The 18400-nt window shown below is 70.5% G+C and carries 16 protein-coding genes and 3 pseudogenes; 8 read left to right on the top strand and 11 right to left on the bottom strand.

Going from position 1 to position 18400, the window contains the following annotated elements; translation table 11 throughout:
* Positions 1–795: pseudogene (locus GV126_RS36420) on the bottom strand (cytochrome b/b6 domain-containing protein); the annotation flags it as partial.
* 538 nt (positions 796–1333) lie between these two features.
* Here GV126_RS36420 and leuS point away from each other — a divergent pair.
* Together leuS and GV126_RS36415 are read left to right on the top strand one after the other, a co-directional pair.
* Entirely contained in the window at positions 1334–4216 is a 2883-nt protein-coding gene (gene leuS / locus GV126_RS12655) for a leucine--tRNA ligase (RefSeq protein ID WP_159665749.1), read from the top strand.
* A gap of 178 nt (positions 4217–4394) precedes the next feature.
* A pseudogene (locus GV126_RS36415) lies at positions 4395–4985 on the top strand (hypothetical protein); the annotation flags it as partial.
* Between the two features lie 90 nt (positions 4986–5075).
* Here GV126_RS36415 and casA read toward each other — a convergent pair.
* The 3 genes and pseudogenes from casA to GV126_RS12640 form a co-directional block, all read right to left on the bottom strand.
* Positions 5076–5669 (bottom strand): annotated as a pseudogene (gene casA, locus GV126_RS36410) (type I-E CRISPR-associated protein Cse1/CasA); the annotation flags it as partial.
* A 104-nt stretch (positions 5670–5773) separates the two neighbouring features.
* Positions 5774–6463 carry a hypothetical protein gene (locus tag GV126_RS12645; RefSeq protein WP_159665746.1) on the bottom strand — a complete coding sequence of 230 codons (690 nt, stop codon included), beginning with the start codon at positions 6461–6463 and terminating at the stop codon, positions 5774–5776.
* A 102-nt stretch (positions 6464–6565) separates the two neighbouring features.
* Complete coding sequence (locus GV126_RS12640; protein ID WP_159665743.1) at positions 6566–7204, bottom strand: hypothetical protein; 639 nt, start codon at positions 7202–7204, stop codon at positions 6566–6568.
* A gap of 270 nt (positions 7205–7474) precedes the next feature.
* On the opposite strand from GV126_RS12640, the gene GV126_RS12635 reads away from it, so the two are divergent.
* From GV126_RS12635 to GV126_RS12620, 4 genes are all read left to right on the top strand, one after another.
* On the top strand, positions 7475–8704 hold the full coding sequence (locus GV126_RS12635) for a helix-turn-helix domain-containing protein (protein WP_159665740.1): 1230 nt from the start codon (positions 7475–7477) through the stop codon (positions 8702–8704).
* A 96-nt stretch (positions 8705–8800) separates the two neighbouring features.
* Positions 8801–9196 carry a recombinase family protein gene (locus GV126_RS12630; RefSeq protein ID WP_159665737.1) on the top strand — a complete coding sequence of 132 codons (396 nt, stop codon included), beginning with the start codon at positions 8801–8803 and terminating at the stop codon, positions 9194–9196.
* Entirely contained in the window at positions 9193–9381 is a 189-nt protein-coding gene (locus tag GV126_RS12625; RefSeq protein WP_159665734.1) for a hypothetical protein, read from the top strand. Before GV126_RS12630 ends, GV126_RS12625 begins: the two co-directional genes overlap by 4 nt.
* Before the next feature lie 84 nt (positions 9382–9465).
* Entirely contained in the window at positions 9466–10122 is a 657-nt protein-coding gene (locus GV126_RS12620; protein WP_159665731.1) for a hypothetical protein, read from the top strand.
* Between the two features lie 307 nt (positions 10123–10429).
* Here the strand turns inward: GV126_RS12620 and GV126_RS12615 are convergent, their stop codons facing one another.
* The 3 genes from GV126_RS12615 to GV126_RS12605 all read right to left on the bottom strand — a co-directional run bounded on the left by GV126_RS12615 (position 10430) and on the right by GV126_RS12605 (position 12392).
* Positions 10430–10996, bottom strand: a complete 567-nt coding sequence (locus GV126_RS12615) for a hypothetical protein (protein WP_236569971.1) — start codon at positions 10994–10996, stop codon at positions 10430–10432.
* Between the two features lie 77 nt (positions 10997–11073).
* A complete protein-coding gene (locus GV126_RS12610) occupies positions 11074–12114 on the bottom strand; it encodes a zeta toxin family protein (RefSeq protein WP_159665729.1) in 1041 nt (346 codons plus the stop codon).
* Positions 12111–12392 carry a hypothetical protein gene (locus GV126_RS12605; protein ID WP_159665727.1) on the bottom strand — a complete coding sequence of 94 codons (282 nt, stop codon included), beginning with the start codon at positions 12390–12392 and terminating at the stop codon, positions 12111–12113. The genes GV126_RS12610 and GV126_RS12605 overlap by 4 nt, the downstream gene beginning before the upstream one ends.
* Positions 12393–12584: 192 nt before the next feature.
* On the opposite strand from GV126_RS12605, the gene GV126_RS12600 reads away from it, so the two are divergent.
* On the top strand, positions 12585–13496 hold the full coding sequence (locus GV126_RS12600) for a hypothetical protein (protein ID WP_159665725.1): 912 nt from the start codon (positions 12585–12587) through the stop codon (positions 13494–13496).
* A gap of 447 nt (positions 13497–13943) precedes the next feature.
* Positions 13944–15041, top strand: coding sequence for a recombinase family protein (locus GV126_RS12595; protein WP_419796097.1), 1098 nt, complete (start codon positions 13944–13946; stop codon positions 15039–15041).
* A gap of 81 nt (positions 15042–15122) precedes the next feature.
* Here the strand turns inward: GV126_RS12595 and GV126_RS12590 are convergent, their stop codons facing one another.
* From GV126_RS12590 to GV126_RS36405, 4 genes are all read right to left on the bottom strand, one after another.
* Positions 15123–15821 (bottom strand): hypothetical protein, encoded by a 699-nt coding sequence (locus GV126_RS12590; protein WP_159665721.1) that lies wholly within the window; start codon positions 15819–15821, stop codon positions 15123–15125.
* Between the two features lie 285 nt (positions 15822–16106).
* Positions 16107–16631, bottom strand: a complete 525-nt coding sequence (locus GV126_RS12585) for a hypothetical protein (protein ID WP_159665719.1) — start codon at positions 16629–16631, stop codon at positions 16107–16109.
* A 173-nt stretch (positions 16632–16804) separates the two neighbouring features.
* The gene (locus GV126_RS12580; RefSeq protein ID WP_159665717.1) at positions 16805–17161 is read right to left on the bottom strand and encodes a hypothetical protein; all 357 of its coding nucleotides are present in this window, start codon (positions 17159–17161) and stop codon (positions 16805–16807) included.
* A gap of 187 nt (positions 17162–17348) precedes the next feature.
* Positions 17349–17603 carry a hypothetical protein gene (locus GV126_RS36405; protein WP_236569970.1) on the bottom strand — a complete coding sequence of 85 codons (255 nt, stop codon included), beginning with the start codon at positions 17601–17603 and terminating at the stop codon, positions 17349–17351.
* Between the last annotated feature and the right edge of the window lie 797 nt (positions 17604–18400).

The raw sequence follows: 18400 nt of genomic DNA, 5'->3' as shown, positions 1-18400 counted from the left end.
GAGGGGGCGGGTCCGGCGGCGGGCCGCCCGCGTCGTCTCGTAACCCGGCAGCGCGGACTCCGCCGCCCGGGCACGGCTCGCCGCCGGACCCGCCCCCTCCGGGCGTTCCCCGCCGTCCAGCAGGCGCGCCACCCGGTCGGCGATCCGGCGCTTGACCGGGCGCGGCGCCGAGCGCAGGGCCAGCGCCCCCATGACGCCGAGCAGGGACAGGGCGTAGAGGATCACGAAGACCGGCTTGGCCTGGCGGCCCGCGTACAGGCCGTGGACCAGTGCGGCGCACCAGGCCGGGTAGGCCAGCATGTGCATCGCCCGCCAGCGTGCCGCGACGGGGGCGGGGGTGGCGAAGGTGCCGCGCAGGGCGCCGGTGATGCCGACGAAGACCATCAGCAGGCCGGCCAGGGAGCCCAGGCCGATCAGTCCGCCGATGCCGGTGACGCCCAGCGAGAACGGGACCACCGCGGCGATCACCTCGGTGTGGTCCAGGGCGATCTTGGTGGTGATGTGCAGGAGCAGGAACGCGATCGAGGCCACCGCGGTGGTCCGGTGCACGGCCTGGCCCACGATCCGCTGGCGGGTGTTGAGGACGATCCGGTCCTGGGCGACCAGGCCCCAGATCACCGAGCAGCTGAGGGAGACGAGGGACAGCACGCCCGCGCCGAAGTTCAGGAACTCGCGGAACTGACTGCCTCCCGCCAGCACCACCACGGGTATGAGGAGCAGAGCGACAGCGGACGCCACCCCGTAGGCCGACCGGCCCGGTTTGGGGAGCGAGCTGGTACTGCGACGACGGTTCATGGGGCAACTCCGAGCGGTTCGGGTGAGCGGTCCCGAGCACGCACTCTAAGCGGCACCAAACCGAACGGTACGCGATTTGAGTTATTGCCTTGTTATCTACGACACCTTCCGCTTGCGCGTTGCCCGCATAGCGTCCGTTACGCCGAGTAATGCTGAACGGGTCTCAGCTTTTCCTCCCCGTCACAAACGGATCCGCCTCCTCCACGAGAACCGGAAGTGCCGGAGGGGTCAGATGGGGCCGAAGTGGTGGAGGCGGTCGTGGTGGCGTCCGGGCGCGTGTGCGTCGCGGTGGTGTCGCGGCTCGGCCGTGGCCGAGCCGCGGCCGAGTCCCGGGTCCGTCGCGGGGTGCTCGGCGGCTGCGGTACCCTGACGCCATGCGTGCCGTACGCCTTCTGCTTAGCGAGCCGCGCTGATCAGTGCCGACCGCCGGTGACCGGCTGGTCGGAATCGGCGCGGCGTCCCCTCCTGTGCGAGGGGATTTTTCATTTCTTGAAAGTCGCAGCGGCCGGCAGAGACGATCGATGGAGCTTTGAGGATCATGAGCGAGACGAACTCCGCTGTCACCGCCGACATGTCGGCTCAGACGGCGCCGCACCGCTACACGGCCGCCATGGCGGCCGAGATCGAGGCACGCTGGCAGGACTTCTGGGACGCCGAGGGCACCTACGCGGCGCCGAACCCCCAGGGCGACCTGGCGGGCGACCCCGAGCTGGTCGCCCGGCCCAAGAAGTTCATCATGGACATGTTCCCGTACCCCTCCGGTGCGGGTCTGCACGTCGGCCACCCCCTGGGCTACATCGCCACCGACGTCTACGCCCGGTTCCAGCGCATGACCGGCCACAACGTCCTGCACACCCTGGGCTTCGACGCCTTCGGCCTGCCCGCCGAGCAGTACGCCGTGCAGACCGGCACGCACCCGCGCGTGTCCACCGAGGCCAACATCGAGAACATGAAGGCCCAGCTGCGCCGGCTGGGCCTGGGCCACGACAAGCGCCGGTCGTTCGCCACGATCGACCCGGAGTACTACAAGTGGACCCAGTGGATCTTCCTGCAGATCTTCAACTCCTGGTACGACGAGAAGGCGAGGAAGGCCCGCCCGATCTCCGAGCTGATCGCCCAGTTCGAGTCCGGTGAGCGCCCCGTCCCCGGCCACACGCGCCCGTGGAGCGAGCTGAGTCGCGCCGAGCGCGCCGACGTGCTGAGCGGGTTCCGCCTGGCCTACGCCTCCGACGCGCCGGTCAACTGGTGCCCCGGCCTGGGCACCGTGCTGGCCAACGAGGAGGTCACCGCCGACGGCCGCTCCGAGCGCGGCAACTTCCCGGTGTTCAAGGCCAAGCTGCGCCAGTGGAACATGCGCATCACCGCCTACGCCGACCGGCTGCTGGAAGACCTGGACGAGCTGGACTGGCCCGAGGCCATCAAGCTGCAGCAGCGCAACTGGATCGGCCGCAGCGAGGGCGCCCGCCTGGACTTCCCGATCGACGGCGAGAAGATCACCGTCTTCACCACCCGCCCCGACACCCTGTTCGGCGCCACCTACATGGTGCTGGCGCCCGAGCACCCGCTGGTGGAGAAGTTCACCCCCGCCGCCTGGCCGGAGGGCACCCGCGAGGCGTGGACCGGCGGCCACGCCACGCCCGCCGAGGCCGTCGCCGCCTACCGCGCGCAGGCCGCCTCCAAGTCCGACGTCGAACGCCAGGCCGAGGCCAAGGACAAGACCGGCGTCTTCATCGGCGCCTACGCCACCAACCCGGTCAACGGCGAGCAGGTCCCCGTCTTCATCGCCGACTACGTGCTGATGGGCTACGGCACCGGCGCGATCATGGCCGTCCCCGCGCACGACAGCCGCGACTTCGCCTTCGCGCGCGCCTTCGAGCTGCCGATGCGCTGCGTCGTCGAGCCGGGCGACGGCCGCGACACCGACCCGTCCACCTGGGACGACGCCTTCGTGTCGTACGACGCGAAGATCGTCAACTCGTCGAACGACGAGATCAGCCTGGACGGCCTGGGCGTCGTCGAGGCCAAGGCGCGCATCACCGAGTGGCTCCAGGAGCGGGGCATCGGCGAGGGCACCGTCAACTACCGCCTGCGCGACTGGCTGTTCAGCCGCCAGCGCTACTGGGGCGAGCCCTTCCCGATCGTCTACGACGAGGACGGCGTCGCCCACGCCCTGCCGGAGTCGATGCTGCCGCTGGAGCTGCCCGAGGTCGAGGACTACAGCCCGCGCACCTTCGACCCGGACGACGCGAACACCCAGCCCGAGACGCCGCTGTCGCGCAACGAGGAGTGGGTGAACGTCACCCTGGACCTGGGCGACGGGCCGAAGCAGTACCGCCGCGAGACCAACACCATGCCCAACTGGGCCGGCTCCTGCTGGTACGAGTTCCGTTACCTGGACCCGCACAACGGCGAGCGGCTGGTCGACCCCGAGATCGAGCAGTACTGGATGGGTCCGCGCGAGGGCCGGCCGCACGGCGGTGTCGACCTGTACGTCGGCGGCGCCGAGCACGCCGTGCTGCACCTGCTGTACGCGCGCTTCTGGTCCAAGGTCCTGTACGACCTGGGGCACGTCTCCTCCGCGGAGCCGTTCCACAAGCTGTTCAACCAGGGCATGATCCAGGCCTACGTCTACCGCGACAGCCGCGGCATCGCGGTGCCGGCCGCCGAGGTGGAGGAGCGCGACGGCGCCTACTGGTACCAGGGCGAGAAGGTCACCCGCCTGCTGGGCAAGATGGGCAAGTCCCTGAAGAACGCCGTCACGCCGGACGAGATCTGCGCCGAGTACGGCGCGGACACCCTGCGCCTGTACGAGATGGCGATGGGCCCCCTGGACGTCTCCCGGCCGTGGGACACCCGCGCGGTGGTCGGCCAGTTCCGGCTGCTGCAGCGGCTGTGGCGCAACATCGTCGACGAGGACAGCGGTGAGGTCACCGTCACCGACGCCGAGCCCGACGAGGAGACCCTGCGGGCCCTGCACAAGGCGATCGACGGGGTACGCGGCGACCTGGAGGGCATGCGGTTCAACACCGCCATCGCCAAGGTCACCGAGCTGAACAACCACCTGACCAAGGCCGGCGGGCCGGTGCCGCGCTCGGTCGCCGAGCCGCTGGTGCTGATGGTCGCCCCGCTGGCCCCGCACATCGCCGAGGAGCTGTGGCGCAAGCTGGGCCACACCGACTCCGTCGTCCACCAGGACTTCCCGGTCGCCGACCCGCGGTACGTGGTCGACGAGACCGTGACCTGCGTCGTGCAGGTCAAGGGCAAGGTCAAGGCGCGCCTGGAGGTCCCGCCGTCCATCTCCGAGGACGAGCTGGAGAAGGTGGCGCTGGCCGACGAGAAGGTCGTCGCGGCACTGGGCGGCGCGGGCATCCGCAAGGTGATCGTGCGGGCGCCGAAGCTGGTGAACATCGTCCCGGCGTGACGCCGCCTCCCGGACGGCGCGAGGGCCGTCCGGGTAGTCCCCTACGGGCAGGTTCGGGGTTCTGCAGGAACCCGGAACCTGCCCGTTGCGTTTACCGTTGAAGAGCGGCGCGGCCGGTGCCGCCCGAGCCATCGGGGCGCAGGGCGTGGCCCGTGTCGCCCAGCCGAGGAGGAGCGCCGTGGAAGCAGTCGTCACCGTCTTCGCCGTGCTCTTCGTGCTCTGCCTGGTGCTCGGTGCCTACGCCGCCGTCAAGGCCGTCACCGCCGCCAAGCGCGGCGTGGACCGCACCATCGGCCAGGCCCGGCGGGCCGTGGAGGACCACACCCTGCGGGCGAAGTCCCTCGTCCAGCCGGGCCCCGCGGGCGAGCTGGCCGAGCTGCGGCTCAGCCTGCGCACCTCGATGCGCGCCACCCAGGACGCCCTGTACACGGGCGTGGCCGAGGACGAGTCCCTGAAGGAGTCCGTCGCCCTCTTCGAACGGCTCAGCGCCCACGGGCACGAGCTGGACGCCGAGCTGAAGCGCCTGGAGAGCGAGCCGAACCGGGCCACGCTGGCCGAGCGGCTGCCCGCCCTGCGCGAGCGGACCCGGCGCATCACCCAGTCCGCCGACTCCCTGCGCTGGGCGGCCGGGGCCCGCGCCCGCCACTTCGCCGAGGACGACCTGAACGCGCTGAGCGCCCAGATCGACGTCGAGGCCGACGCCCTGCGCCACTGGACCACCCCCCAGCCGTCGACGGCACCCCCGCCGTGGCCCGGGCCCCCGGCCACCCGCACCGACCCGCGCACCGGTGCGCATGGGGGCGGGCGGGGTGTCGCGTTCCCAGACCGGAGCGTCGTCGGTGGCGCGCGGCTGCGGCGGCAGGTTGAGCAGCAGGACGTCCTTGAGGGTGCCGCTGTCCGTGGTCAGATGGCAGTGGGTGGAGGAGGCGAACGGTCCGATCTGGGAGCCGTAGACCTTGCCGTTCTTGGCTGCCGGGTCGCCCGGCACGGCGCGTTTGACCCCGGCGACGTCGTAGGCGAGCAGGTGGAGCAGGAGCTGGGCGGCGCGGGCGGCCGGGTAGGGCGGCAGCGGCCGGTACAGCTCATGGTTGAACCAGGCGCCGGCGTCGCCGCCCAGGCTGCCCGGGTGGAGGGCTTCGGGACCGCGGGCGTACTCGGTCAGGTGGCCGCACTGGAAGACGGGGTGGTTGGGGTGGAACAGGTCGAGGCGTTCGGCCCACCGGTCCAGGTAGGTGGTGACCGCGGTGGTGTCGAGCGTCTCGGCCTTCCAGGCGGCGTCCCACTCGGCGGCGTCGCGGGGGCCGGCGGCCGCGTCGAACAGGGCGACGAGGAGACGGAGCACGGGGACGTCTTCGGCCCGGGTGACGGGCAGCAGCAGGCGGTGGGCGCGGGTGAGGGCTTCGGTCAGGCCGACGTCGCGGGCCGCGGAGGCGTCCAGGTCCCAGACGGGCACCCAGGGCTCGGCGGTGAGCAGGTACGGGGCAGGCACAGCGGGTCTCTCCAGAGGAAGAGGCGGATGATGCCGGGCCGCCGGCGGCGGCCCGGGCGAGGCTCGGGTCAGGCCGTCGGCACGGGGAAGAGGGAGTCGGCGACCGCCTTGACGGTGTCGTTCAGGCGGTAGGCGATCAGGCTGGTCTGCATGCCGTAGTCCCACAGCGCGCGGGCCGCGTGGTCGGAGGTGATCCGGGTCTCGCCGTCGGCCAGATCCAGGGACTCCAGCACCTCGGCGCGGGTGAGCACGACGTGGTCCTTGTCCACCTGGTCGGCCTGGCCGGTGCGCAGGGCCAGCTCGTCGCCGTCCGTGCGCTCCAGGTACAGCACCGGCGTGCCGTCCTCGTCGAGGAGGCCGCTGACCTCGTCGGGGTCGACGGTGGGCAGCTCGGGGAGCGGCCCGGGCACGCCGTCGACGTCGGTGGTGGTGAACCGCTCCTGGAAGCCGTCGCCGTCGATACCGAGGTTCTCGGCGCTGTCGCGGACCAGCTCCACGTAGCGGGCCTCGGCCTCCTCGTGCGAGGCACTCTCCTCCAGCTCGCGGATGGCCGGGTCGCTGTAGTCGACGGCCCACATGGTCTCGCCGCTGCCGGGGGCCTCGTAGGTGTAGAGGCGGACGTAGTACTCGGTCTGCCCCCACTCGTTGACCTGGGTGGTCTCGCGCTCGGGCCGCAGCTTCTCGATGAGCGCTTCGACCTGCTCGGCGTACTCCTCGGCGACGTCCGTGCTGGTGATGGACGAGACAACGTTGCGCATGGCGGGCCCCCCGAGGGCGAGTTCTGGTGGTGGTGTGGCCGGTCGTCCGGCACACCCACACACTAGAACTTGAAAGTTAGGCGCGCAACCCAGTTGGAAACTTTAAAGTTTCTCGGAGTCGGGAGGCGTCTGTCGGCTGAGCGGCCGGTGTGCGCGTCGGCAGGCGGTGCCACGGCAGCCCGCCCGGTATCCAGCCGGCCGGCCGCACCAGTCACCGTCGACGCACAACCCGGTGGCGGCCTCCTCCAGCGCGGCCCGGAAGTCCGGGTCGCGCTGGGCGAGCCCGTACACCCGGCCCGGCGTCACCTCGGCCTGGGCCGCTGCCTCTTCGATGCTGTCGACAGCGCCGGCCGCGATCAGCTCCAGCACCTGGCGGCGGCGCTGCTCGGGGAACGCGGCGTCGGCGGCGGTGCGCCAGCGCGCGCGGGTGTCGTTGTTGTGCCAGGCCAGGCAGTCCTCGCAGCGGCAGCCGAGCCGCCACAGTGTGGACGGGGCGTAGCGGGAGTGGTCCAGGGCCGGCGGGTCGGTGTCGGCGGCCGCGATGAGGGCCGCACCGGTCCACACCCGTCCGTGTGCGTCCGCGCCGGGCACGCGTTCCCTCTCGGCGCCGGGGAACCAGCCGGACAGGATCAGGGTGTGCGTGGACGACAAAGCCAGGCCGAGGAGTTCGGCCAGGTCGGCGGCGCGATAGCGGGCGTCAGGGTCGATACGGTCGACGACGCGGGCGAGCGGGTGCTGCATAGTCCTCATCCCTGGGCATGGGGGTGTGCACTGGGTCAATCCCCGCTTGCGCGGGGAGCACATGCCGCCTTGCAGCGCGCAGCTTCCAAGGGGCCACCCCCGCATCGGCGGGGAAGAGGATCGGTGGCCACTATGGCACAGCCCGCCGACAGCGCCGACGTCCCCGAACATGCGAACGCCCCTCACGTCACGGGACGTAAGGGGCGTTCGCAGTCTCCGGTCCCCCGAACAGGGGTACCGTTCCCAGTGGACGCTAGGAATGGAGCCAGTATGCCCCACTACAGCGACACCGGGGGGAGCGTAGAGAGCAACGGGCAGCGCCTTGCCCGTCTGCGTGCGCGCCGTCGGTGGACACAGCAACGCCTGGCCACCGAGGCAGGGTATTCCCTCGCCGCCGTCAGGGCCTACGAGCAGGGCCGGCGGTCCCTGGACCGGCCGCAGATCGTTCTCGCCTTCGCCAAGGCTTTGGACTGCCATCCCACCGAGATCACGGGCGGCCCGTACGTGCCGGTCTCTTCCGACACGGAAGGGCAGAGCGCGGTCGCCGCCGTGGCCGCGGTGCGCCGGGCGCTGCTGCGGCACGGCCGGCCGGCGCGCCCGGAGGAGCACGAGGCGGCGGTCGTCGACCTGGCCGAGCTGCGCCGCCGGGTCACGGAGGCGAACGGCTTCCGGCAGGCCGCCGCGCTGGCGAAGTCCGGGGCGGTGCTGCCTGCGCTGCTGCGCGACCTCCAGGTGGCCTGCGAGGTGACCGAAGGCGACCAGCGCCGGGAGGCGTTCGGGCTGCTCACCTCGGGCTACGAGTGCGCCATGCAGTACCTGTACAAGCTCGGGCACACCAGCGACGCCACCTTGGCCACGGAGCGGGTGGTGTGGTCGGCGCGCGAGACGGGTGACCCGCTGCGGGTCCTGGCCGCGCACTGGTACGACGCCGGGGAGTTCCTGTCCATCGGTGAGCACGACGAGGCCGGCGCCATCATCGACGACGCCCTCACCGACCTCGGCGCACTGCGGGAACGCCGGCCCGAGGCGGTGTCGCTGCGCGGTGCGTTCCACCTCAAGGCCGCGCTGAACTCCGCGCGGGCCGCCGACGCTCAGGCCGCGGAATCCCACTGGGCGAAGGCGAAGGAGGCCGCCGAGGAGCTGGGCGAGGACCGCAACGACTTCCAGCTCCAGTTCGGGCCGACCAACGTGGCCATCTGGGGCGTGTCCCTGCCGGTGGAGCTGGGCAAGGGCCGCGTCGCCGTTGACCGGGCCGACAAGCTGCGGCTGCCTCAGAAGTTCTCCTCGGAGCGGCGCTCGCACTACTTCATCGACGTGGGCCGCGCCTACTTCTACAACGGGCAGCGCGAGCAGGCGTTGGGGGCGTTCCTCAAGGCCGAACGGCTCGCGCCGCAGGCGACCCGCATGCACGCCGGCGTGCGGGAGACGGTCGGCACGATGATCCGGACGCAGAAGCGGGGTGAGCTGGTCGAGTTGGGCATCCGGCTCGGCGTCGTGTGAGCACCTACAGGTGCTACGTTCTGTAGCACTTGTGTCACCCCCTGGTTACTACGTTGGTTGTGTACCCGCCGACATGAGCCCACCAGGGGGTTTCCCATGAGAGCCGCGCCACCGCTGGCGTACATCTACGACCGCTGCGCGACGGCCAACCTTGCGATGTTAGAGATGCGCCTGTCGCTGGTCGACGAGTACGTCACCGAGCGTGGGTGGTGCTCGGGTGGACGGTTCATCGACTACGGCGACGACGCGCTGACCAACGACCGGCGCCCCCAGTTCGACGCCCTGGTCCGGGAGATGGAGGCGGCGCCGGCCCGCGCCGACCGGCTGTGCCTGCTCTACGACTGGGGGCGGCTGTCGCACGACAGCGAGCACAGGCAGGTCTTCGCCCGCCGGGTCCTGGTGGCCGGCGGACGACTGGAGACCATCGAGGGCGAGGTCGTTATGACGGGCGACCTCAACGGGCGGCTGACGTCCGGGCCGGTGGTCGCATGAAGCGGGGCATCGACCCGTTAGGGCCCACGATGACCGCGCTCCTGGCAGCAGGCCAGCTCGCCGCGTGGACGCTCCTGGGTGTCACCGTCCACAACAGCCTCGCGGTCACCGAGACCACCACGGCGGCCGCGCCTGACACGCCGCTGGACCAGACCGATCCGCCACCGGCGCCGAGCATCGCATAGACCGGCGCCGGCCGCGGGCGGTCCCCCCGTCGCACCCCGGCCGGCGCCTTCCATCAGTCCGCTCCGACCCCCAGCGAGAGTCACATGACGCCTCTGGTCTTCAAGGGCCACCCCGTGCCGTACATCACCGCCTGGACCGCCGAGCCGATCCCGCTGCCGCGCGTCACCGCCGACGCGCAGGGCCTGGGCCTGCTCGGGCATGCACGGGACGGTGACGGGGTGCTGTGGCGGCCGTTCGGGCTGCGACAGGGCATGGGACGGCCCGAGTACGGCACGGTCCACGGGCCGCGACAGCGGCGGTGCATGCGGCGGCTGCTGTGCCAGGTGTGCGGCTGTCCGGCGGACCGGGACGAGCGGGGCTGGCTGTGGCTGCTGGAGGACCACCGCGGCGAGCGGGGCTGGCCCGAGGGGGAGGTGACGACGCACCCGCCGGTGTGCCGGCCGTGCGCCGGTGTGGCCGCGCGCCTGTGCCCGCACCTGCGGGACAACGTGGTCGCGGTGCGCGTCGCCAGGCCCGTCGTCGACGCCGTCTACGGCCAGTTCTACAAACTCGGACGGCCGTTTTCCCCCGTCGCGGGGGAGCGGGGCGTCGCCCTCATCAGCGATCCGGCCGTGCAGTGGATGCTCGGCGGCCAGCTGGCCGCCTCCCTGATGGACGTCACGATCGTCGACCTGGCCGAGCTGGGCGAGACCGGCCCGCAGGCCGAGCAGTGGCCCGACGCGGCCGCGCCCGTGTCGTAGCCACGCCCCCACAGACTGCCCGCGCCGCCCGAGCGGTGCGGAATCACCTGGAGGAAGCTGTCCGCCACTCGCTACAGTGGCGCCTGCGCCGCGACAGCGTCCACGCCTCGCGCGCCTGAGCCACCCGGGCCGGCCCCGCCCGCGCGCCCCACCCCCGTGGCGCGTGGGCGGGGCCTTCGTGTCTCCTGACGCGGCGCACATCGATGCCGCCGTCTGACCGCACCGGCATGCGCAAGGCCCGCCCCCCGCGGTGCGGGCCTTGCGCATGTCCAGGACTCGTTACGGTCTAGGCGCCGACACGGCCCGGCTACTGTCGCGGTGTCTCTTGCTCCTTGGTGTTGGTGCGGGAGGAGCGCTGCGTCGCATCATCGCCCTCCGGGTTGTGACCAGCGCGCGGCACGATCCGCCCCCCGTAGGCCGTCGGCAGCAGCGCCTTTGGCACGTTGCCGCCGTTCAACCACTCCAGGGCGGTACGGAAGACGGCTACGTTCTCGCTGGTCATGGTGTAGGCGATGGCCTTCTGCCAAGACGGGTGGTCGGGGTCGTACTGCGGCGTGATCGGCGCCTCGGTGCCCGCAGGCCACCAGCCCATGCGCACTCCCCGTGGCACAGCCCGCGACAGGGCGATGGTCGGGCCGCGCAGTTCGCCGTCGAATTCCGCACGAAGTTCCTCGGCGCTCTTGCGACCGTCGGCCTCCACGACCAGCCGGGCGAACTTGAGTGCGTTAGTCGGCAGGGAGGTGAGGTACAGCACCGCACGCTCGGCGTCCCACTCGGTGCCCGCGGTGACGGTCAGTTCGTGACGATGCTCGTCGATGAGCAGGAGCAGCTTCCGCTCGAACTCGGGTGAGGCACCTTCGATGGTGATCTTCATGTGTCCCTCCGGGACGTCGTGCTTCCTTCCTGCAGGCACCCGGCGCCAGCTGCACCCACCGGCCCCCGCCCAGACCGTTACTTGGCACGACCTCGGCGCTGCTCGGGTCCTTCCGGCCCGTGCCGGGGCATCGAGCGGCCCGTCGGCCCGACGCCCTGCTCGGGCTGCGCCGGACGCTTGGAGGCGGTGACGCTGCGCGAGCGGGCGGCCGCGCTGGAGACGCGCGGACTGCCGGAGGACTGCGGCGCCAGCAGCGGGCGGGCCAGCTCGTCTATGCGGTCGAGCTGGGGCCCGAAGTCGGCAGGCAGGCCCTCACGCAGCTTTTGCTGCACGGCGCGGAAGTCCTGGGACTCCTCCGGCGTCCAGGGCCGGTTACGTTCGCGTTCCAGGACCTGCCGCAGAGCCAGCGGCTCGGCGGAGAGCTCGGCGGCGGAGGCCGCGTAGCGGGGTATGGACTCGCCGCGGCGGTAGACGGCCGCATAGTCGGCAAGTCCCTGGCGTGCGATGACTTCACAGGAGACAGCGATGCCGGTGTACGAGGCTGCCGCCTTCTCCGGTACGGTCAGCCGACCCTGCCCGCGGTCGCGGACCTGCTCGTAGTAGCGGTTGAGAATGCCCTGCTCACTCAGTGCCTGGGAGACGGCCAGGACGAACACCTCGGTGCGGGCGCCCACGGCCCGGTACTGCCGCATGGTCCCGGCCAGGAACTCCGGGTCCATGGCGATCTCCTGGATCAGAGCGTTGAGCTTCCGACCGCCGGAGAGCGGGTCTTCGCCCCGGACGAACTGCTGGGCCTGCCGCATCCAGGCCCGTCCGTCGGGACCCGTGTAGAGCGCCATGAGCCGGTCGTCCCGGGCCATGAGTTCGGCGTACTGCGGGTGGTACGGCTTGTAGAGGTCGCTGTCGATGTCGGCGAAGCCGCCCCGTGCGTCGAGCTGTTCGGCCACGAGCTGGGCCACCCGGGTCTTGCCCGCACCCGGCTGCCCGAGCAGGAAGACCGCGGTGGGCGGGTCCTGCGGGGTGGGACCGGTCAGAAGCTCGGGGACGATGTCGGCGGCGAAGATCCGACGATTCTCCTCGGCCGGCAGCTGGTAGCGGCTGGCGTCGTCCTGGCTCACGCGTCCCGCTCCGTCAGTTCGCGGAGCCGCGCGGCGTACTCGGCGCGGACGCGGGCCACTGCCTCGCTGTCCTCGGCCCGCAGGGCGCGCCGCTCCTGCTGGCAGGCGGTGCGCAGCCGCCGGTACTCGGCGACCGTGTCCTCCGCGCCCGGGCGCTGTTCGGCGTCGGCGATGAGACGGCTGTAGGCGCCGACCACACCGTTGATCGCCTCGACGGCGGCCTCGTAGGCCACGGACTGCTCCGAGGACCAGGAGTACGGGGACAGGTTTCCGATCATGGGTTCGTTCACTCCGTCAACCTTCCGGGTAGTTCTTGCCTGGTTCTACGGGATCTACATGACGAGTGTATGAGCGGTGAGGCCCCCGGTATATAGACCCCGTAGAAACTGGCCGAAATTCTTCGGTGACCGGTCCTGATGGCGGGTCCAATTCGTGTGCAGGCCCGGCACCGGGCCGCCTACCGTTGGCGCGTGAGCGACATGTGGACCCCTCTCTCGACACGCCAGGGCACCGGCGGTGTCCTGCGGCACGACGTGCCCCCGGCCCTGTCCACCGCCCTGCGCCAGTGGATCGACGGAGCGGTCCGCGAATCCAGCCGACTGGCCGACCGGGTCCTGCTGCGCTGCGACCTGTACCGCGACACCGAGCACGGACCCGAGGTCGACGACGCCGAGTTCCTCGCCTGGTACACGCCCGACGAGCGGCTGCTCGACGTCGTCGATGCGATCCTCAACCTGCTGCCGGGCGCTGGCGTGCCCGTCCAGCTCCCAGCCGGGCAGAAGCTGGGGATGCTTGAGGCCATGGCCGGCGGATTCGCGAACGTCGCCTTCATGAAGCACCGCAGGCCGCTGCAGGAGCTGCTCGACGACGGCCGGTCCGCGTACACCATCAGCCCGAACGGCCGCGCCCTGGTCCACCGCGTCGACCCCACCGTGACCGCGCTGCTCAACACGGCCGCCCGCGCAGCGGGTCAGCCCGACCGTGGATCCGCCAGCGAGCACCTGCGGCGGGCCTACACCGCGGCGTACGCCCTGCACCCCGAGCCGGGACGTGCCTACAGCGAGGCGATTAAGGCCGTCGAATGCGCCGCGCACGCCACGCTGGAGCCGAACAACACCAAGGCCACGCTCGGCACGATGCTGCGCGAGCTGCGCCAGCACCCAGGTCAGTGGGACGTCGCCCTCGCCGGGAAGACTGGCGTCGAGGGGGAAGCCACGATCACCACGATGCTGTCCCTGCTCTGGACGGGGCAGACGAGCCGCCATGGTGGCCAGCAGCCCACCCGGGAAGAGACGCTCGCCGAGGCGCGCATGGCCGTCGACCTCGCGGTGTCCCTGGTCCGCTGGTTCGCCGACGGCACCGTACGCCGCCGCTGCCCATGACCGACCCCGACCACGCTGCCAGCACCGCCGAGCAGGCGCCGGAGGCCCCGTAAGCCACATTGGGCGCGCTGGACGGCACCGAAGCCATACACGGCCCCGGTGCCGTCCGGCGCGCACGCACCTGCACCACGGGAGCGCTGCCCGCGCCGGGCGGTGCCGGGGAAGCGGGGGTCTGGGGGCCGGCGAAGGCCCCCAGCAGCCACCAGCGCCAACCACTGTTGGGGGACCGGCACCCCTGGACAGCGGCCGGAGGTCCGTCACATCCCTCTGTCCGGGCCCCGGCGGGCGCGTCATGGCCACGGGTGCACGCACGGTGATTCTCATAAATGAACAGTTGCGAGAGTTCTGCGAGACTCCCAAAGTCGATCACGAATCCGCAGGTCGCCGCTCGCAGAAGTCCTCTCAAAACATGCACGTTCTGCGAGACAGTTCTGACAGACTGCCGGGGTGGACCTGACGCCCGATCAAGCCGCAATCGCGGTAGAACGAAACGACTGTCCGAAGTGTGAAGCCCCGGCGGGCAGTGCCTGCCGTACTCGCGGCGGGAAGACCGCGACGAAGTACCACACCGCCCGCTTCATCCTCGTGCCCGCGCTCCGCGAGGAACTCGATGTCCTCGTCCCCGAGGACCGCGGCCGGGGACGGCCCTGGAAGCAGGGTCCGCCCGTGGAGGCAGTGCCGGCCGCAGCGGCGGCCAAGCCGATCCGGATCGGGTACGCGCGCTGCTCGACCGCGCAGCAGGAACTCCAGTCCCAGCTGGATGCGCTCGAACCGGTCTGCAAGCGGATCTTCTCCGAGAAGATCAGCACGCGCGTGAAGACGCGCCCGAAGCTGGAGGCGGCGCTGAAGCTGGCGTACGACATCAAGGAGGCCGCCCCCGACCAGGAGGTCATCCTCACCGTCCATGAGCTCAAGCGCCTGGCCCGCAACGCCGCCGAGCTGATGACCCTGTCGAACCAGCTCCAGAGGGCCGGTGTCCAGCTCGAACTCCTCACAGGCCCGCTCACCGGCATCTACGACCCCAACGGCATGGGCGCGATGTTCTTCGCCGTCCTCGCCGTCGCCGCCCAGCTCGACCGCAACTACATCCGTGAGAAGACCCTGGAAGGGCAGGTCACCGCCGCGACCAAGGGCAACCACGGTGGACGCCCCAAGGTCATCGACGACGACATGCTGCTGTTCGCCCGCGCGCTCAAGGACAAGGGCGTCCCCGTTCCCGAGATCGCCAAGAAGCTGACCATCAAGACCGGGAAGAACGCCGGACAGCACCCCTCCGTCGCCTCCGTCTACCGTGCGCTCGCCGACGCCGATGCGGCGACCGAGGCACCGGCCGGGCCGGACATCATCGCCCCGCGCCGGCCGACCCGGGTCGACCTCACCGGCCCCGGCAGCGGCACCGACCCCGAGCTGATGCAGCGCCTCACCCGGCAGGTCCTCGGCTCCGCCGACGACGTGGTGAACACGCTCGTTGAAGAGAGCGAGGAACAGACGGACGTCGTGGCGGCGCTGCTGGCGCAGGCCCGACACGAAGGGGAGGACGCATGATCCCGATGCCCCCGCATCCACGAAGGGACCGGGCGTGCTCGGCGCCACCCCTGAACGGCCCATCGGCCCCTTCGTGAGCTGCTACGCGGCCGGGGGCGCCGGGTGGACCTCCAGCCACTCGCGCGGGTTGAACGGCGACACCTCGCCCTCGTACCCGGCATCGGTCCGTACGAGGGTCAGATGTGGCGTGAGGTCGCCCGGCTCGGGCGCCTCCTGGTCGGCCGGGACGTGCCCGGTGATCGTGTAGTGCGTGCCGACGAGGCGGACGTCCTGGCCCCGCAGATACGACCAGTCGATGCCGGACGGCTGCGGGTGGAGACGGAAGCAGTAGCCGGGGGTGTGGGTCACCAGGTCGAACCTGCCGTCAGGGAAGGACAGCCCGCACTTCCAGCAGCGGGCGTAGCCCTCGCTGCGCTCCTGCTCGTCATCGCACAGGTAGCACCCGGCGGTGTGGTCGTAGTGCTCCGCGTGGTCCGCGTAGTCCCGGACGACCTCGGCGTCGATGCGGGCCTCCTCGGCGGCCTCCGCGCAGTAGCAGCCGTCACAGGTGGTGCAGACCCCGCAGCCCCCGCACAGGGCCCGCAGGTGGTGTCCACAGGCGGCGTTGACGTCGTTGTGCGGGTCGCCGGTCCACGCCGACACCCACGGGCCGCCGTTTCCCGGGAACGTCCGTCCAGCGGCCTCCTGGCCGGTCTCCGTGCGGAGGGCGGTGGTGTACTTCGCGCCCTGGCGGGCGGCGGCCCGGGCGCGGCGGGCGGCGGTGCTCTGCCTCTTCGGCATCAGGTCCTCCATGCTTCGGCGGCCCCACGCATCCGCCGGCATCTGGAAGGAGCCGACAGCAGGACTGAACCTCGCGGGCCCCGAGAGACCTTGGCCGACTGTGCTCCCCGGGCGGCGTGGGCGCCGGGAGCGGCGGCGAGCGGCGTGCGCGTCCTGCCAGGGATCACGGTAGCCGCCCGCCGGGCCCGGGTGGGTCACTTCATGACGCCCGGCGGGAAGATGCCGGGCGAGCCCAGGCACGGGCCCCCGGCCGGTCAGGAAGCATGGGGAATCCTGTCTCTCACGTTAGCTTTGACAGGGAAGCATCTTGCGATATGACTCGGAAAATGCGGCCAGGAAACGCAGCATTTTTTTGCTGACATCTCCTGCAGGGTGCGCCACAACTACTTCGAAGGAATATCTATCGGCCTTGTGCTCACTGTTCTTGCAGTCGACCACGGTAAAGGCCTTGTCGTCGGACAGTGCGAACCGGCCGCCGTCGCTGGAGCGGGAATTAAACACCAGCTCCTTGTCTGCCGCCTGCTTCGCCGTGATCCCGGACGGGCGCCACACGCCCTTGACCACGAGCTCAATGTTCCCGTCCACCAGTACGTCGCAGTAATATTTCTGCGCAGGCCCGCCTACGTGTTGCTGCGTTGCTCGCAGTTTGTTGCCCGCAGGAAGCAGAGCGCGGGTGAGGTCGGGAGCCACGGCCGCTCCGCAGAGCTTCTCCGGTACGGTGTAGTTCTTTTTCTCTCCCTCGGAGCAGCCGCTCAGCAGCAGCCCCGCGAGTACACCAATAGTGACGATTCCTGTGCCGCGGATCACCATGGGTCTCCTGTGCTTCTATCTAGTCGGTCGATAGGTTCAGATAAGTTACCCACCAGGAACATGCGCGAGGGGCCCGCCGCCGAAGCTGCGGGCCCCTCGCACGGACCGGGGATCGTCATGACCTTCCCGAATCCGCTGCACACTGCGTTGCCACGGTCTTCAAGCGACGCTGCTCAGGAGGCGCCGGCAGTGGTGATTTTGATGACGTAGTCGCCGTACGGGTCGGTGTCGGCCCAGAACTCGTACTTGGTGCTCTCACCGAGGTTCTTGCTCGCGGTCGTGCACGTTCCGTTGCCGTGCGTTGCGCGGACCGTCCAGACGAGCTTGAAGTCGGAGTGCCTGAAGACCCGGACAGCGGGCGAGTAGCCGTCAGCACGGCGGTCGCAGACGGTGAGCTTGTCGCCGTTGGCTGTGAACTTCGCGGTGCCGACCTTCACGTTGCCCTTGCTCGTCCACGAGGTGAGGTTCGTGGTGCCCCAGCTCGCGGCCTGTGCGGTGCCGGTGGCCAGCATGATTGCTGCGGTGCCCATGGAGGCGAGCGCGAGTGACCGGATGACTGTCTTCTTCTTCGGGTTCACTGTGCAGTTCTCTCTCAAGAGGGATCTCGTGCCCCTCCGTCCAAAGAGGGGCGTCCCGCTCTCGCGGGGAGTGGGTCGGTAGGTGGGTGATCGGCGGTTCCCGCCGTGGCGCGGCGGGGACTTGGACCGTCATTGCAGATCAGGCGCCTGAGATGATCAGGCGAGTGATCACAACCGTTGCCCAGATCAGGGGGATCAGCGCCACGTAGGCCATCGGACGGTGCAGGACGGGCTTACCGGGGATCAGCTGGCGCTGGCCCGGGAAAACGGGGGCGGCCGGCTGAAGCTGGCTCAGCTTGTGGTACGCGATCCAGTTGGAAACCAGGGTGAACGGAGCGGCCAAGATCAGCGAAATGGGACTCCACCAGCCTTGCCAGAGGGTCTTGGTGGTCATGTCGCGGACCAGAGCGATGCCACAGATCGCGCAAAAGGGGCCATCGAGCGTTTGCCAACGCATCATGAACAGCAGACCTTGATGGGCGCGGACCGTAATCGGTGCGGCGGGGGAAACGCCGCACACCCTGCACCCGACCAGAGGCGCGGGGGGCAGATTCACCGGTCCGGCCGGTGCCGACCATGCAGTCGGGCTCGACGGTGGCACAGCTTCGCGGTAAAAGGCCGGGGCCGGGGTGGGATAGGCGGGCACGAACTCCCGATTGGGTCCGGAAGCAGGGCTGGGAGGGGGAGGAGTGGTCACGAGGCTTTCTCCGTGGGACATTCCAGGTCCGTGGTTTGGTCATGAAGGCGGGCTCCCAGCCCCTGGCGTGTCATGCCATGTGCTGTGGACCGCACAGGGCGGAGCCCGGCCGAGCACGCTGACATGCGCGTGAATGCGCTGCAGTTGACGTGTTGGTACGTCGGGGATCCAGCCAGAGCGTGGATGCACTCGGTCGAGGTGGGCGGGCCCCACGGTAGAGGGGCCTCGCAGAAACGGGCCATTGCAAAGATGCACAGATATCGATCACTCAGCCGGTGATCTGCACTGCCGGGCGTCGTTTCGTCCCCGACAGTGCACATCGACGACACACGGACCGTGGATCTGCACAGACTGCCCCTCGCCGAGGGGCATGCAAGGCCTCTCCTGCAGCTGCCGAAGAGGTCAGCGCGGGGCCGGTTTCTGTGTCGGTTCTCCCCGGAGGCGAGGGCGAAGGAAACCGTAGAGAAGGACCGGCCCGCGCGGTTGCTTACCGC

Source organism: Streptomyces mexicanus (genome assembly GCF_902506575.1).
Classification (GTDB): domain Bacteria; phylum Actinomycetota; class Actinomycetes; order Streptomycetales; family Streptomycetaceae; genus Streptomyces; species Streptomyces mexicanus.
The sequence above is the reverse complement of the archived record's forward strand: the minus strand, read 5'-3'. Positions and strand labels throughout refer to the sequence as shown.